The organism is Sinomonas albida (genome assembly GCF_004919045.1).
GTDB lineage: Bacteria > Actinomycetota > Actinomycetes > Actinomycetales > Micrococcaceae > Sinomonas > Sinomonas albida.
Genome location: NZ_SWDW01000018.1, coordinates 51,331 through 63,774, shown reverse-complemented (window position 1 = coordinate 63,774; position 12,444 = coordinate 51,331). Strand labels below are relative to the sequence as shown.

The following is a 12,444-nucleotide window of genomic DNA, read 5'->3' as shown; positions in this document are numbered from 1 at the left end:
ATCCGCTTCCCGATCCCGGCCTGGATCATCAGCCGATCCTCAGCGGTCAGCTCCCTACGCTCCATGCGACTCCTCAGCTCATGCCCCGAAATCATCGCAAGCGTTGCTTCGAAGTCCTGAGCTCAAGGAGACTGGCACAGTTCCTGGGGAAGCCGGCTCCGGAAGGTGGGGAAGCCGGTTCCGGAAGGTGGGGAATCCGGCCGGACCCCCGAGGTGAGCTTGAACCGTCCGCTAGCCCTTACGCTCCAGGATCTCCTTGAGGCGCGCGAGGTCCTTGGCGTTGGCTCGGCGCATCATGAACGACATGAACGGCGCCGCCACGGCAGCGAATCCGCTCGGCTCCCCCGCGTTGCGGAGGGTCATGACGGTGCCGCCCTCGTCGTCGTCCATCCACGTGTACGTGGTCCGCATCGGAAAGGGGCCCTGCGCCGTGGCCATGACGAGCAGCTCGCCGGGGACGTACTCCTCGACTCGATACGTGTAGGCGAGCTCGCGCCCCAGGAAGTGGGCCACGAAGTCCACCTCGCTGCCCACGGCGAGAGGCTTCGGCGTACGCCAGACCGCCGAGCGGATGTTGACATACCACTCGGGCGCCGTGTCCGGGTCCGCCGCATACGCCGCGACGTCGGCTCGAGGCCGCCGGATGACCTCCGAGGTCAGAACGTCAACCATTGACGGGCACCCGCCCGGTGAACGCGACGAGGCGGTCGAGCGCGTGGGCCGACTCCCCGACGATCGTCTGCTCCGCGAACGATCCGCCCGCGCGGACCTGATCCGAGATCGTGGCCTTCGCGAGCCCGAGGACGTACTCCGAGAGCTCGGCCGAGACGTCGAGCTTGCGGCCAAGCGCCGTCGCGTAGTCCCACGCGTGGACCAGGAGTTCGAGGTTCAGGATGTTCGCCACGAACGCCGCCGGGAGGACCGCGAAGCCCATGTCCAGCTCACCCTCGAGACCGTGGCGGTCGAACGCCTCGAGCGTCGGCTCGACGACGGCGGCGATGCGCAGCTCGGTGGGGGCGGCGGGGTCGTCCTCGGGGAGCGCGACGCCGAGCGCGGTGCCGATGCCCGCGATGCTGCCGCGGAGGTGGTTCGTGAGCGCAGCGACGTCGAAGTCCTCGCATGGCGTCGACAGGCCGGCGGCCTCGGGGCCGACGGCGGTGAGCACGCGGGAGAGGACGGCCCAGGAGGCGTCGGCGCCCTTGAGCTGGTCGAAGTCCTCGGGCATGCCCCAGACGTCGAGCCCGGCGTCGCCCTTCTCGGCGAGCGCGACGAGGCGCTCGAGGTAGTGGTCCCAGCCCTGCGCGTGCATCGCCTCCTGCTCCGCGCTCAAGCCCGCGTGGACGAGCGTGACGTTCGTGCCGCCGTCGGCCGGTTCGAGCGTGATGGTGACGTCCGAGGAGCCGGGGCTGACCTCCTCGTTGCCCTCCCAGCCCCAGCCGAAGGCGACGCGGCGACCCGGCTCGAGCTCCGTGACGGTCCCGCCGGCGTAGGCGCCCGGGACGACGGTCCAGCGGAAGTCGCCGCCGGCGCGGAGGTCGACGCGGGCGGAGATCGTCATCCAGCGGCGCAGGCGCTCGGGCTGGGTGACGAGGTCAAAGGCCTGATCGGGCGTGACGGGGAGGTAAACGGTCTTCGTGTACGACATGACGGTCCCTTCGGGATGGAGTCGGATGAGGAAGCTGGTGGTCAGGGGGCGGGCGGGGGCTCCGGGGACTAGGGCTCGGGGGTCTTAGGCTGCGGGGTCTTAGGCTGCGGGGACCCGGGCTCCGGGGATTCCGAAGACCGTGCGGACGAGCCGGCGAGCGCTTCGGCGTCCGCCACCAGCAGGTCGAGCTCGTTCGTCCAGAACACGGCGACCTGCTCCCGCAGCCGCGCCATGCCACCGGGCGAGAGGCGGTAGAGCCGGTTCCGGCCGTCCTTGCGGGCCTCGACGAGACCCACCTGCTTGAGCAGGAGCAGGTGCTGCGAGATGGCCGAACGCGAGACGCTGAAATGCTCGGCGAGCGGCGTCACCGAACGCTCCCCTGCCGCGAGCAGCTGGAGGAGGCGGCGCCGGTTCGGCTCGGCGGCGACTTCCAGAAGATCGGGCATACCAATACGTTAGCGTTCGCTAACGCGATTATCAAGGTCCCCGGCGACCGCTGCTGCCTAGAGGCGGGTGTAGTCCGCGTACTTGGGGCTCATGCCGTCGCCCGAGGAGCGGCCGGTGAGCCGCCGCATGACCCAGGGCCCAGCGAATTCGCGCGCCCACGTCGCGTTCGCCCGGAAGTGCCCGAGCAGGCTCAGGCTGGGGAGCGCCGGAGCGTCCGGGACCTCGGCGAGACCCTCATGCTCGAGGACGCTGAGCACGCGGTTGGCCATCGTCGCGTGGCCGAGGGCGGACATGTGCATGCGGTCCTCGGCCCACATGCGCCAGTCCTGGAACTCGTGGAAGCGCCAGTAGTCGACGAGTGTGGCCCCGCGACGGTCCGCGATCCAGCGGACCTGCTCGTTGTAGATCGCGATCCGGCCGCGCATCGCGCCGAAGACCTTGGAGGTCCCGGCGTCGAAGCCCGTGAACAGCAGCACGCGCGCGCCGGCCTCCTGGAGACGGGCGATCCCGGCGTCGTACTGCTCGAGGAGGGCGTCGATATCGACCTTGGGTCGGAGGATGTCGTTGGCCCCTGCGTACGCCGTGACGAGCGTGGGCCGCAGCGCGAGCGCGGGTTCGAGCTGCTCGGCGAGGACCTGCCGGAGCTTCTTGCCGCGGATGGCCAGGTTCGCGTAGCCGAACCCGGGATCGGCGGGCTGGAGCTGCTCGGCGACCCGATCGGCCCAGCCGCGGACACCGTTCGGGCGAGCCGGGTCGGGATCGCCGACACCCTCCGTGAACGAGTCGCCCAAGGCGACCCAGCGCGTGGTGAACTCGCCGCTCATGCCGCGCTCCCGCCGTCGTCCGCGGCCCCCTCGGCTGCGCCGCCGGGCTCGCGCCGCGTGGGCCTCGGGAGCTCTGGGTCGCGGGCTACGTCGCGGAAGATCCACGAGCTGCAGTCGAGCTGGGCCACGATCTTCTCGGCGATGTCCGCGAGGCGCCGCGTGTCCTCGGCGTCGAGCCCGTCGAAGACCATCTGGCGCACGCGCTCCACGTGCTCCGGCGCGAGCTCGAGGATCGTCTCCCAGCCGAGGTCCGTGAGGCGCGCGTTGGTGACGCGCGCATCGTCGGGCGAGGGCTGGCGGTCGATCCAGCCGCGGTCCTGGAGCTTCGAGACCACGTGGGAGAGGCGCGAGAGCGAGGCCGAGGTGCGGGCCGCGAGCTCCTTCATCGGCAGGGACCGGCCCTCCGCCTCGCTCAGCATCGCGAGCACGTTGTAGTCGAAGAGCGAGAGCTTCCCGAGCGCCGTCAGGTGGGCGTCGAGGGCCGCCGGGAGGAGGGTCGTCACGCCGAGGATGGCGAGCCAGGCCCGACGCTCCTCGGCTGAAAGCCAGCGGGTTTCCGTCACGAGAATCAAGCATAGGAGATGGGGAGAGTGCACCCTCGGATCGCGCGACTGCGGCGAACTGGCCTGTGGGGTATTCCGGCTGTCGGTGCCCGCCCGTAGCCTGTGTGCCGGAGGCGCTCCTTCGGAAGGAACAATCATGTCCCTCGGCCTGTCCGCCATCGATCACGTCGTGGTTCTCATGCTCGAGAACCGCTCCTTCGACCACCTGCTCGGCTACCTCTACCACGGCTCAGGCAACGTTTCCCCCAGTGGGGCAGCGTTCGAGGGCCTCACCGGCTCCGAGAGCTGCCCCGGGCCGGACGGCAAGCCCGTGACGGTCTACCCCATCACCCCGTCCACCGCGGATGCGTACTTCATGCCCGGTGCCGATCCCGGCGAGGGATTCCAGAAGGCCAACAACCAGCTGTTCGGCACCCCGAGCCCCGCGCCAGGGGCCGCCCCGACCATGTCCGGCTTCGTGACCGACTACGCGCAGGCCATCAAGGACAACCAGGCCAAGAAGTGGTACGTGGTCCCCGGCACGGCACCGAGCTGGATCATGGGCTGCTACGCGCCGGAGACCCTCCCGGTGCTGAGCGCCCTCGCCCGCGGCTTCGCCGTGTGCGATCACTGGTTCAGCTCCGTGCCGACCGAGACGATGCCGAACCGGGCGTTCACGTGCGCCGGAACGAGCCAAGGCCACATGGACGACGTCACGAAGTCCTTCACCGTGCCGAGCATCTTCGGGCTCCTCGGCCAGCACGGCGTCCCGTGGAAGATCTACGGGTACAACAAGTCGCCGCTCACCCGGCTCAACTTTCCGGACACCCAGAGGGCGCCCGCGGCCAATATCGGCCTCTTCACCGATTTCCAGGCCGACGCCGCGGCGGGACGGCTTCCCGCGTTCGCGTTCCTCGAGCCGAGCTGGAGCTCGACCGGGAACAGCCAGCACCCCAACTACAGCATGGCCGCCGGCGAACAGCTCATCCTCGACACGTACCGCGCCGTCGCGTCCGGGCCGGGGTGGGCCAAGACCCTGCTGATCCTGACCTACGACGAGCACGGCGGCTGCTACGACCACGTCCCGCCACCCTCGGGCGCCACTCCCCCTGACGGCACCCCCGGCGAGTTCGGCTTCGACTTCACGCGCTTCGGGCCGCGGGTCCCGACCGTCCTCGTCAGCCCGCTCATCCCTGTGGGGACGGTCTTCAGGGTCGCCGCGGGCACCACTCCGCTCGACCACACGAGCATCCTCGCCACGGTCGAGCGGCGCTGGAACCTTCCGCCGCTCACTCGCCGGGACGCGGCGGCGCCCGACGTCGGCGCCGTCCTCACGCTCTCGGCTCCCCGCACGGACGATCCCCTCGCGGGCGTCACCGCACCTGCCGCGCCGCCCGTGCCCGCCGCGCTCGCCGCGCAGCCGTCCCACCTGGCGCAGGTCCGGGACGAGCTCGCGGCGAGGTTCGAGCCCGGGTCGGCGTCCTCGTAGCAGTCGTGGCTACCCTTGGGGCATGACGTCCGCAGGCCGATTCGCCCCGAGCCCGTCCGGCGCACTCCACGTGGGAAACCTCCGCACGGCGCTCCTCGCGTGGCTGTTCGCCAGGTCGAGCGGTCGCGGCTTCTTCGTGCGCGTCGAGGACCTCGACCGGGCCCGCGCGGGCGCCGAGGCGGTGCAGCTGCGCGACCTCGCGGCGATCGGCATCGACTGGGACGGCCCGGTCGTGCGCCAGACCGAGCGGACCGCCCTGTACGAGGCAGCCCTCGGGTGGCTCTCCGACGCGGACCTCACCTACGAATGCTTCTGCACCCGTCGTGAGATCCAGGAGGCACCGAGCGCACCGCACGCGCCCCAGGGCGCGTACCCCGGCACGTGCCGCGACCTCACCGAGGAACAGCGCGAACGACGGCGCGCGGAGCGTCCCGCCGCGATCCGCCTCCGCGCCGGGGTCACCGAGTGGGCCGTCTCCGACGTGCTGCACGGCCGCTATGCCGGCCTCGTCGACGACTTCGTGCTGCGGCGCAACGACGGGGTGGTCGCGTACAACCTGGCGGTGGTCGTCGACGATGCCGAGCAGGGCATCGACCAAGTGGTCCGGGGCGACGACCTGCTGCCCTCGGCACCGCGCCAGGCGTACCTCGCGGGGCTGCTCGGCTATCGCGTGCCGGACTACGCGCACGTCCCCCTCGCGCTCAACCGGACGGGGCGCCGGCTGGCCAAGCGCGACGGCGCCGTGACGCTCGAGGATCTGGCCGCCGAGGGCGTACCCGCGGAACGGGTCGCGGCGGCGCTGCTCGAGTCCGTGGGCCTTCCAGGCTCGCTGCCCGACGCGCTCGCCGCGTTCGATCCCGCCGCTCTGCCGCGTGAACCGTGGATCGTCGATGCCGAGAGCGGACGTTTCCTGCGAGACAGCAGTCTTCCCGGCCGGTAGGCCTCCGCCTTCGGAGGAACTGTCCGCTCTCGGACGGACGCCCTACTGCATCGTGAACCGGTGCGCCGTCCAAGCGCGCACGCTCGGCGAGAGATACAGCCCCCGGAACACCGCGTTCCGGGTCGACATCGCCCACCCCGGGAGCGGCCGCCCGAGGGCCATGTTGAGGCCGGCGTGCCGTGCCGCCTCGGCCGCCGCGCGCCGTCGTCCGTTCGCGACGGCCGCCCACAGCTCGGGCCACGCCTCCGACGCACGGCCGCCCCGCGCTCCACCCGCGCCGCGCGCCGCGGAAGCGAGCAGAGGCGCGAACGCCTCCGCGTCGAGCCAGCCGAGCGTCATGCCCTGGCCGCCGATCGGACTCACTTCGTGCGCAGCGTCGCCGAGGAGCACGGTCCGCCCACGGACCGCCGTGGCGGCGAGCCGCTCGGTCACCGTGAACGCGCTCAGCATCGAATTCGTCGAGGGGTCCACCTCGGCACCCGTGCGCTCCGCGACGAGCCGCGCGAGTCCCTCCGGACTCGGAGCCGCAACGAGCTCGTCAGTGTGCACGACCCAGCGCCGGACCCCGCCCGGCAGCGGGAACGACTCGACGATCCCGCCCGGCTCGAGATACAGCACCGCAGTCGAACGGTCGCCGGTCGCGTCGGCGAAGTCGCCCATGACGTAGGCGTCCGGGTAGGCCCGCTCGTGCGCCGCGATGCCGAGCGCGGTCCGCACGGGCGAGCGGGCGCCGTCGGCCGCGGCAACCCAGGCACCCGAGAACGCGAGCTCGCCGCCCGCCGCATCGAGCGCACGGACGACGGCGGCGCCCTCCCCAGGCGCGGCGCCCTCGCCAGGCGCGGCGCTCTCCCCAGGCGCGGCGCCCTCATCGTGTCCGGCCTGGGGGCGGCCAGTCCGGACAACTCCCGTCGCCCGCACGCCGCGCCGCAACGCGCCGGGCGCGAGCTCCGCGAGTCGCGCCTCGAGGGCCTCCTCGGTGCGCCATTGGGGGACGGCGAGGACCGGCGGGTCGAACACGAGGCGGGCCACGTCGCGGCCGCGGGAGCGGGCGATCCCGCGGGTCACGGCCACTCCGTCCGCCCACAATTCGTTCGCGACCCCGGCCGCGGCGAGCACGCGCAGGCCGGGCGGATGGATGCCGATCGCGCGCGAGTGCGCCGTGCGCTCGGTGCGGGCCTCGAGGACCACGACGTCGACTCCGCGCTGCGCGAGCAGGACCCCGAGGCAGAGGCCCACTGGCCCGCCGCCGACGATGACGACGCCGTGCGGCTCAGGCCGGCTGGCTCCCACGGGCCCCCGCTTCAGGGGCGGACGCGTGTCAGGAGGGCCGTCTCGACGGTGAGGCCCGGCCCGAACGCCATGGCGCAGACTCGCTCGGAACCCGGGCGCGCGCCGTCGTCTGTTCCCGCCGCGCTCTCGCTCGCCCCGCGGCCCTCATTCACGGCCTCTGGTCCCGGCGCATCCGCCCAGGGCAGGCCGAGGATGTACTCGAAGACGAACATGATCGTGGCGCTGCTCATGTTGCCGAACTCCCGCAGCGTCTCGCGCGCGGGAACCGCCTGGTCCTCGCTGAGGCCGAGCCGCGCGACCACCTTGTCCACGATGCTGCGGCCGCCGGGGTGGATGGCCCAGTGCTCGATCTCGGCGTGCGGCCTGCCCGCGAGCGCGGGCTCGCGCGCGAGGAGCGGCTCGAGCGCACCCGTGATGTGCTCGTCGATGATGTGGGGAACGTAGGAGCCGAGCACCATCTCGAAGCCGCGGTCGCCGATGTTCCACGCCATCGTCTCCTCACCGACGGGCGTGAGCGTGGTCTCGAACGCGTCGAGGCTCAGCGCCGGTCGGGTCAGGGGCATATCGCGGGCCGTGACGACCGCGGCCGCAGCGCCGTCCGCGAACAGCGAGGCGCCGAGGATGGTGTCCGGATCGTTCGAGCTGCGGACGTGCAGCGTGCACAGCTCGGCGATGGCCACGAGGACCACGGCGTTGGGGTCCGCCTCGCAGAACAGCTTGGCCGCACGAAGGGCCGGGAACGCCGCGTAGCAGCCCATGAACCCGAGGTGGAACCGCTGAACGGACGGGCGCAGGCCGAGCTCCCGAACGATCCGGTAGTCCGGGCCGGGATTGAAGAAGCCAGTGCAGGAGACCGTGATGACGTGGGTGACGTCCTCGGGGCCGAGTCCGTCCGCTTTGTCGAGGGCGCGGCGGGCCGTGTCGACGAAGAGCGGGGTGGCCTCTCGGACAAACAGGTCGTTGCGGGTCTTCGTGCTCGGGTTGAGGACCCTGCCCGTCGCAGCGTCGAAGAATTCGGGATCGTGAGTCGGTTTGTCCCACGAGAACTCGGCGATGGACGAATAGCGGGTGTCGATCGCGGCGGCGTCGAAGCAGGTGCGCACCAGGCGAGTGCCGAGTCGCGTGAGGCCCTCCTGCGCGGCGAAGACGTCGCGCGCCTCCGACTGCTTGAGCGCCGTGGCCGGCACCGCGGTTTCAAGGGACCTCATGAGGACCGTCATAGGCCCCATTCTCACTACGGAAAGGGTGCCCAAGGCAAGGGTTGGCCGCCACCAGTCGTGTCGGGCGCCGGGCCGGACCGGGCCGGCCGGGCCGAGGAGCATCGAACCAGCGCCTCGTCGAATTCCGCTACAGGACGCCGTAGGCCTCGAGCTGCTCGGCGAGGGTCGCGCCGTCGGGCGCCGAGGCCCACGGCACGCCGGGGACTGGCGTGGGCCGCCCATCGTGCTCGGTACCGCCGGAGAAGACCGCCTCGCTGCCTGACAGCTCTCGGATCGCGACGCCCGCGACGCTCTCGGGATGCCGCCTCGCGAACTCGGCATAGATCGACTCGTCATGCTGGCCGTTGTCGCCCACCAGGAGCCACTTGACCTCGGGGAACTCGGCCGCGAGCCGCGCGAGATTGCGCACCTTGTGCTCGCGGCCGCTGCGGAACCAGCTGTCCGCGGTCATGCCCCAGTCGGTGAGGAGGAGCGGGCCCGCCGGGTACAGGTTGCGGCCCAGGAAGCGGGACAGCGTGGGGGCCGCGTTCCACGGGCCCGTCGAGAGGTACATGACCGGTGCCTCGGGGTGCCGAGCCGCGAGCCGGTCGAGCAGCACGGACATGCCGGGAGTCGGCGTGCGGGCCCGCTCGCTCAGCACGAACGTGTTCCACAGCGCGAGGAACGGGCGCGGGAGCGCAGTGACCATGACCGTGTCGTCGATGTCGGACACGATGCCGAACGTGGCCGAGGGGTCCACCACGAGCACCTGGCCGACCGCGGGTTCCGCGCCTTCCGCGCTGAGCCGCACCGAGTGCCAGCCCGGGGTGAGCGAGACCGACACCATCACGTCCACGACCCCGCCGAAGTCGGCCCGCACGGTCTGCACCTGGTCGCCGATCTCGATCGTCACGGCCGAATATTCGATCGGGATGCTTGTGAACGCGCGCCAGCCGCGCACGTCCTCGGTGCCGGTCCAGCCGCGCGACGCGGGCGGGGCCTGCCAGCCGGCGCGGCAGTGGTCGCGGCCGCGCGCGGGCTCGCGCGTCGTGTTCGCACCGATGCGGTGGAGGCCCGGCGCCCCGTACAGGACCCGCGCGAGGATGCGCACGCGCGACGTCGTGCCGTACCCCCGGTACGCGACGACCTGAGGGATGAACCCGAACCTCCGGGCCCACACCGTCTGGGCGGCATGGACGCGGTCGCCAACGCGATGGGCGGCCTTGAGGAGCGTTCCAGTCATGCGGAACACTTTGCCACCTTTTGACTCAAGTCACAGAAAGGGCGGCCGCGCAAGCCGCCACGCGCCAAGTTCCCGCGCTGCGGTTCACGCGCGGGTTCACACTGCGGTTCACACGCGGGTTCACACGCGGGCGAGCTGCTCGATGTCCTCGAGGAACGCCGCGGCGACCTCCTCGCTCACGGTCGTCTTCGTCTCGGAGATCGCGTCGAGATAGTCCTCCGTGGACGGCCCGCGCCTCCCGCTCCCCCCTGCCCCGGCGACCCCGGCACCGGCGACCGGCGCGCCCGCCGGTGCGGACCCGCCGTCGTCCGTGGCCCGGCCTCCCACCGCGGTCGGCGCGTAGACCGCCTTCTCGAGCGCGCGCTGGGACGCGGACCGGGCGGCGAACTCGATGTCGGCCGGGGAGAACCCCTCGGTGCGCGCCACGAGCTGGTCCACGTCCACGCCCGCAACGACGGCCTCCGGGATGAAGCGCTGCCACATCGCGCGCCGGGCCTCGGCATCGGGCAGCCCGATCGGGATGACGTAGTCGAATCTCCCGTGTCGGAGAAAGGCAGAGTCGAGCGCGCGGATGAAGTTCGTGGCGCAGACCAGGAGCCGGCCCCGCTGCTCGCGGAACGCGGGGATGATCTTGAGCAGCTCGTTCGTGACACCCTGCGTGGGGCTCGGCGGGTCGCCCGCGCGGTGCGACGCGATCTCCTCGACCTCGTCGAGGAACACGACCGCGTGCTCGAGCTCGGCGATCTCCGTGAACGTCCGGCGCAGCGCGCCCGCGAGGCCCTCCGAGTCCGCGGCGAGCCGGGAAGGGGACACCTCGACGAATGGCCACTCGAGGCGGGACGCGATGGCCTTGGCGAACGTCGTCTTCCCGGTTCCGGGAGGGCCGAAGAGCACGACGGCGCGCGGCGGCACCACGCCGAACTCATCCGCGAGCTCCGCCTCGGCGAGCGGGAGCACGAGCCTGCGCTCGAGGAGCTGCTTCTCGCGCTGCATGCCCGCGACGTTCTCCCACAGGTCGCGCGGCAAGACCCGGCCGCCGAGCTGCGCGAGCGGACCGAGCTCGGCACGCTGCACCGGGATCTGCCGCTCGAAGAAGCGCAAGTTCTTGACGTCCTTGAAGCCACGGTTGAGGAACGCGTCGACGCGCGTCTCCGTGTCCGGCATGAGCGCCGAGAGCTTGGTGAGGCCGAGGGGGGCCATGCGGCGCTCAAGCGCTGCGAGGAGCGCCGTCCCGATGCCGCGGCTGCGCCACTCCGGGAGGGTCGCGAGGAACACGATCCAGCCCTGCTCGTGCGCGGCGCGCGCGACGGCGGCCCCGATCACCTCGTCCCCGTGGAGCGCGACCGCGGCGAAGTCCGCCTGGCAGCTCGCGAGGACTTCGGAGAGCGAATAGACGGGCTCGATCCCGGACGCCGTCATGGCGCCCCACAGCTGCAGGATGCCGTCAAGGTCCGAGGGGTGGAAGTCCCGGATCCGCCACGTGGTCATGGGTGCTCCTTCGCGCCGCGCCGTCCGGGCAGCCAGCCGCACGGCCGGGCGCCCTGTGAGGCGAGTGTATCGGGGGCCGGATAACGCGAGGGTTGCGTGACGGTGCCTACTGCGCTGACGCAGCCCGTCCACGCCGCGCCGCGACCACGAGCAGGAGCGCGGCGACCGCGGCCGCCACGGTCATGAGCACCGCCATGGGGACTGCCGTGTCCGCGCCGCCGATCCCCGAGAGCGGCGAGACGACCGCGCCGAACACGAACTGCGCGAATCCGAGTCCCGCCGAACCGCTGCCGGAGACGTGCCGCACGGCGTCGAGCGCGAGGGCCGACGAATTGCCCATGATGAACCCGACCGTGCTCACGGCGCACCAGATGGGCGCGGCAAGGAGCCAGCGCGGCACGGGCAGGAGCGCGACGACGAGCACGAGCACGCAGCACGCGAGCAGCACCGGGACGGCGGTCCGCACGGTCCGGAGCGACCCGACCGTCCGCGCGAGCCGCGACGAGATGTAGCCCGAGGAGATGAGCCCGGCCGCGTTCACTCCGAACGCGAGGCCATAGCCCACGGGACTGAATCCCATGACGTTCTGGTACACGAACGACGACGCCGAGATGTACGTCATCATGACGGCGAAGGTCGTCGCGAAGAGCGCGGCGAACAGCAGATACCTCGGGACGCGGACCACCTGCGCGAGGCCGCCGAGCACGCTCGCGCCGTCCCGCGAGGCAGCGGGACGGGTCTCGCGGAAGACGAGGGCGACGGCCGTCATCATGAGCGCGAAGAGCACCGCGAGCGTCCACATGGTCCCGCGCCAGCCGATGGGTCCCTGGAGAAACGCGCCGATGGACGGCGCGAGGATCGGGGCGATGCCGCCCACGGTCATCATGAGGCTCATGGTCCGCGCCGTCTCCGTGCCGCGCGTGAGGTCCACGATGATCGCGCGCGCAATCACGACGCCCGCCGCCCCGCCGAGGCCCTGGACGAGGCGCGCCGCGATGAGCACCTCGATCGAAGGGGCGACGGCGGCCATCATCGAGGAGCCGAGCGCGAGGACGTTCCCGCACAGCAGGGGGACGATGCGCCCGTGGCGGTCCGAGAGTGCCCCGAAGCCGAGCTGCCCGAACGCCATGCCGACGAGGAATCCCGTGAGCGTGAGCTGGACGCCGGACGCGCTCGCCGCGAAGTCCTGCTGCACGTGGGGGAAGCCCGGGAGGTAGAGGTCGGTGGAGAGCGGCGCCGTGGTCGCAAGAAACGCGAGCACGAGGAGCCACGCCGTGCTGAGTTTCCCGGAGCGGTTCAGGGCGGGCATTGGCATGGGAGTCCTTTCGAGGCCTTCC

11 protein-coding genes and 1 pseudogene are annotated in these 12,444 nt (G+C 71.8%); 2 read left to right on the top strand and 10 right to left on the bottom strand.

Annotated features, from left to right (window positions below; genetic code table 11):
* Positions 1 to 231: 231 nt before the first annotated feature.
* From E6A26_RS16050 to E6A26_RS16030, 5 genes and pseudogenes are all read right to left on the bottom strand, one after another.
* The gene (locus E6A26_RS16050; RefSeq protein WP_136612206.1) at positions 232 to 672 is read right to left on the bottom strand and encodes an SRPBCC family protein; all 441 of its coding nucleotides are present in this window, start codon (positions 670 to 672) and stop codon (positions 232 to 234) included.
* Positions 665 to 1,645, bottom strand: a complete 981-nt coding sequence (locus E6A26_RS16045) for a TIGR03086 family metal-binding protein (RefSeq protein WP_136612205.1) — start codon at positions 1,643 to 1,645, stop codon at positions 665 to 667. The genes E6A26_RS16050 and E6A26_RS16045 overlap by 8 nt, the downstream gene beginning before the upstream one ends.
* 68 nt (positions 1,646 to 1,713) lie before the next feature.
* Entirely contained in the window at positions 1,714 to 2,091 is a 378-nt protein-coding gene (locus E6A26_RS16040; RefSeq protein WP_136612204.1) for an ArsR/SmtB family transcription factor, read from the bottom strand.
* Positions 2,092 to 2,148: 57 nt separating this feature from the next.
* Positions 2,149 to 2,916, bottom strand: a complete 768-nt coding sequence (locus E6A26_RS16035) for an SGNH/GDSL hydrolase family protein (protein ID WP_136612203.1) — start codon at positions 2,914 to 2,916, stop codon at positions 2,149 to 2,151.
* Positions 2,917 to 3,005: 89 nt separating this feature from the next.
* Positions 3,006 to 3,479, bottom strand: a pseudogene (locus E6A26_RS16030) (MarR family winged helix-turn-helix transcriptional regulator); the annotation flags it as partial.
* Positions 3,480 to 3,615: 136 nt separating this feature from the next.
* On the opposite strand from E6A26_RS16030, the gene E6A26_RS16025 reads away from it, so the two are divergent.
* Together E6A26_RS16025 and gluQRS are read left to right on the top strand one after the other, a co-directional pair.
* Positions 3,616 to 4,947 (top strand): alkaline phosphatase family protein, encoded by a 1,332-nt coding sequence (locus E6A26_RS16025; RefSeq protein ID WP_136612201.1) that lies wholly within the window; start codon positions 3,616 to 3,618, stop codon positions 4,945 to 4,947.
* 22 nt (positions 4,948 to 4,969) lie between these two features.
* Positions 4,970 to 5,887 carry a tRNA glutamyl-Q(34) synthetase GluQRS gene (gene gluQRS, locus E6A26_RS16020; protein ID WP_136612200.1) on the top strand — a complete coding sequence of 306 codons (918 nt, stop codon included), beginning with the start codon at positions 4,970 to 4,972 and terminating at the stop codon, positions 5,885 to 5,887.
* Between the two features lie 42 nt (positions 5,888 to 5,929).
* Here gluQRS and E6A26_RS16015 read toward each other — a convergent pair whose 3' ends face one another.
* From E6A26_RS16015 to E6A26_RS15995, 5 genes are all read right to left on the bottom strand, one after another.
* Positions 5,930 to 7,177, bottom strand: a complete 1,248-nt coding sequence (locus tag E6A26_RS16015; protein WP_136612199.1) for an FAD-dependent oxidoreductase — start codon at positions 7,175 to 7,177, stop codon at positions 5,930 to 5,932.
* An 11-nt stretch (positions 7,178 to 7,188) separates the two neighbouring features.
* A complete protein-coding gene (locus E6A26_RS16010; protein WP_136612198.1) occupies positions 7,189 to 8,397 on the bottom strand; it encodes a type III polyketide synthase in 1,209 nt (402 codons plus the stop codon).
* 127 nt (positions 8,398 to 8,524) lie between these two features.
* Positions 8,525 to 9,619 (bottom strand): App1 family protein, encoded by a 1,095-nt coding sequence (locus tag E6A26_RS16005; RefSeq protein WP_136612197.1) that lies wholly within the window; start codon positions 9,617 to 9,619, stop codon positions 8,525 to 8,527.
* Between the two features lie 120 nt (positions 9,620 to 9,739).
* Positions 9,740 to 11,107, bottom strand: a complete 1,368-nt coding sequence (locus E6A26_RS16000; RefSeq protein ID WP_136612196.1) for an ATP-binding protein — start codon at positions 11,105 to 11,107, stop codon at positions 9,740 to 9,742.
* Positions 11,108 to 11,213: 106 nt separating this feature from the next.
* The gene (locus E6A26_RS15995; RefSeq protein WP_136612195.1) at positions 11,214 to 12,422 is read right to left on the bottom strand and encodes a multidrug effflux MFS transporter; all 1,209 of its coding nucleotides are present in this window, start codon (positions 12,420 to 12,422) and stop codon (positions 11,214 to 11,216) included.
* Positions 12,423 to 12,444: the final 22 nt, after the last annotated feature.

What these genes read in the sequence shown, in the direction of transcription:
- E6A26_RS16040 (WP_136612204.1), bottom strand. Translation starts at nt 2,091, where the DNA reads ATGCCCGATCTTCTGGAAGTCGCCGCCGAGCCGAACCGGCGCCGCCTC.
- E6A26_RS16045 (WP_136612205.1), bottom strand. Translation starts at nt 1,645, where the DNA reads ATGTCGTACACGAAGACCGTTTACCTCCCCGTCACGCCCGATCAGGCC.
- E6A26_RS16010 (WP_136612198.1), bottom strand. Translation starts at nt 8,397, where the DNA reads ATGACGGTCCTCATGAGGTCCCTTGAAACCGCGGTGCCGGCCACGGCG.
- E6A26_RS15995 (WP_136612195.1), bottom strand. Translation starts at nt 12,422, where the DNA reads ATGCCAATGCCCGCCCTGAACCGCTCCGGGAAACTCAGCACGGCGTGG.
- gluQRS (WP_136612200.1), top strand. Translation starts at nt 4,970, where the DNA reads ATGACGTCCGCAGGCCGATTCGCCCCGAGCCCGTCCGGCGCACTCCAC.
- E6A26_RS16025 (WP_136612201.1), top strand. Translation starts at nt 3,616, where the DNA reads ATGTCCCTCGGCCTGTCCGCCATCGATCACGTCGTGGTTCTCATGCTC.
- E6A26_RS16050 (WP_136612206.1), bottom strand. Translation starts at nt 672, where the DNA reads ATGGTTGACGTTCTGACCTCGGAGGTCATCCGGCGGCCTCGAGCCGAC.
- E6A26_RS16000 (WP_136612196.1), bottom strand. Translation starts at nt 11,107, where the DNA reads ATGACCACGTGGCGGATCCGGGACTTCCACCCCTCGGACCTTGACGGC.
- E6A26_RS16005 (WP_136612197.1), bottom strand. Translation starts at nt 9,619, where the DNA reads ATGACTGGAACGCTCCTCAAGGCCGCCCATCGCGTTGGCGACCGCGTC.
- E6A26_RS16035 (WP_136612203.1), bottom strand. Translation starts at nt 2,916, where the DNA reads ATGAGCGGCGAGTTCACCACGCGCTGGGTCGCCTTGGGCGACTCGTTC.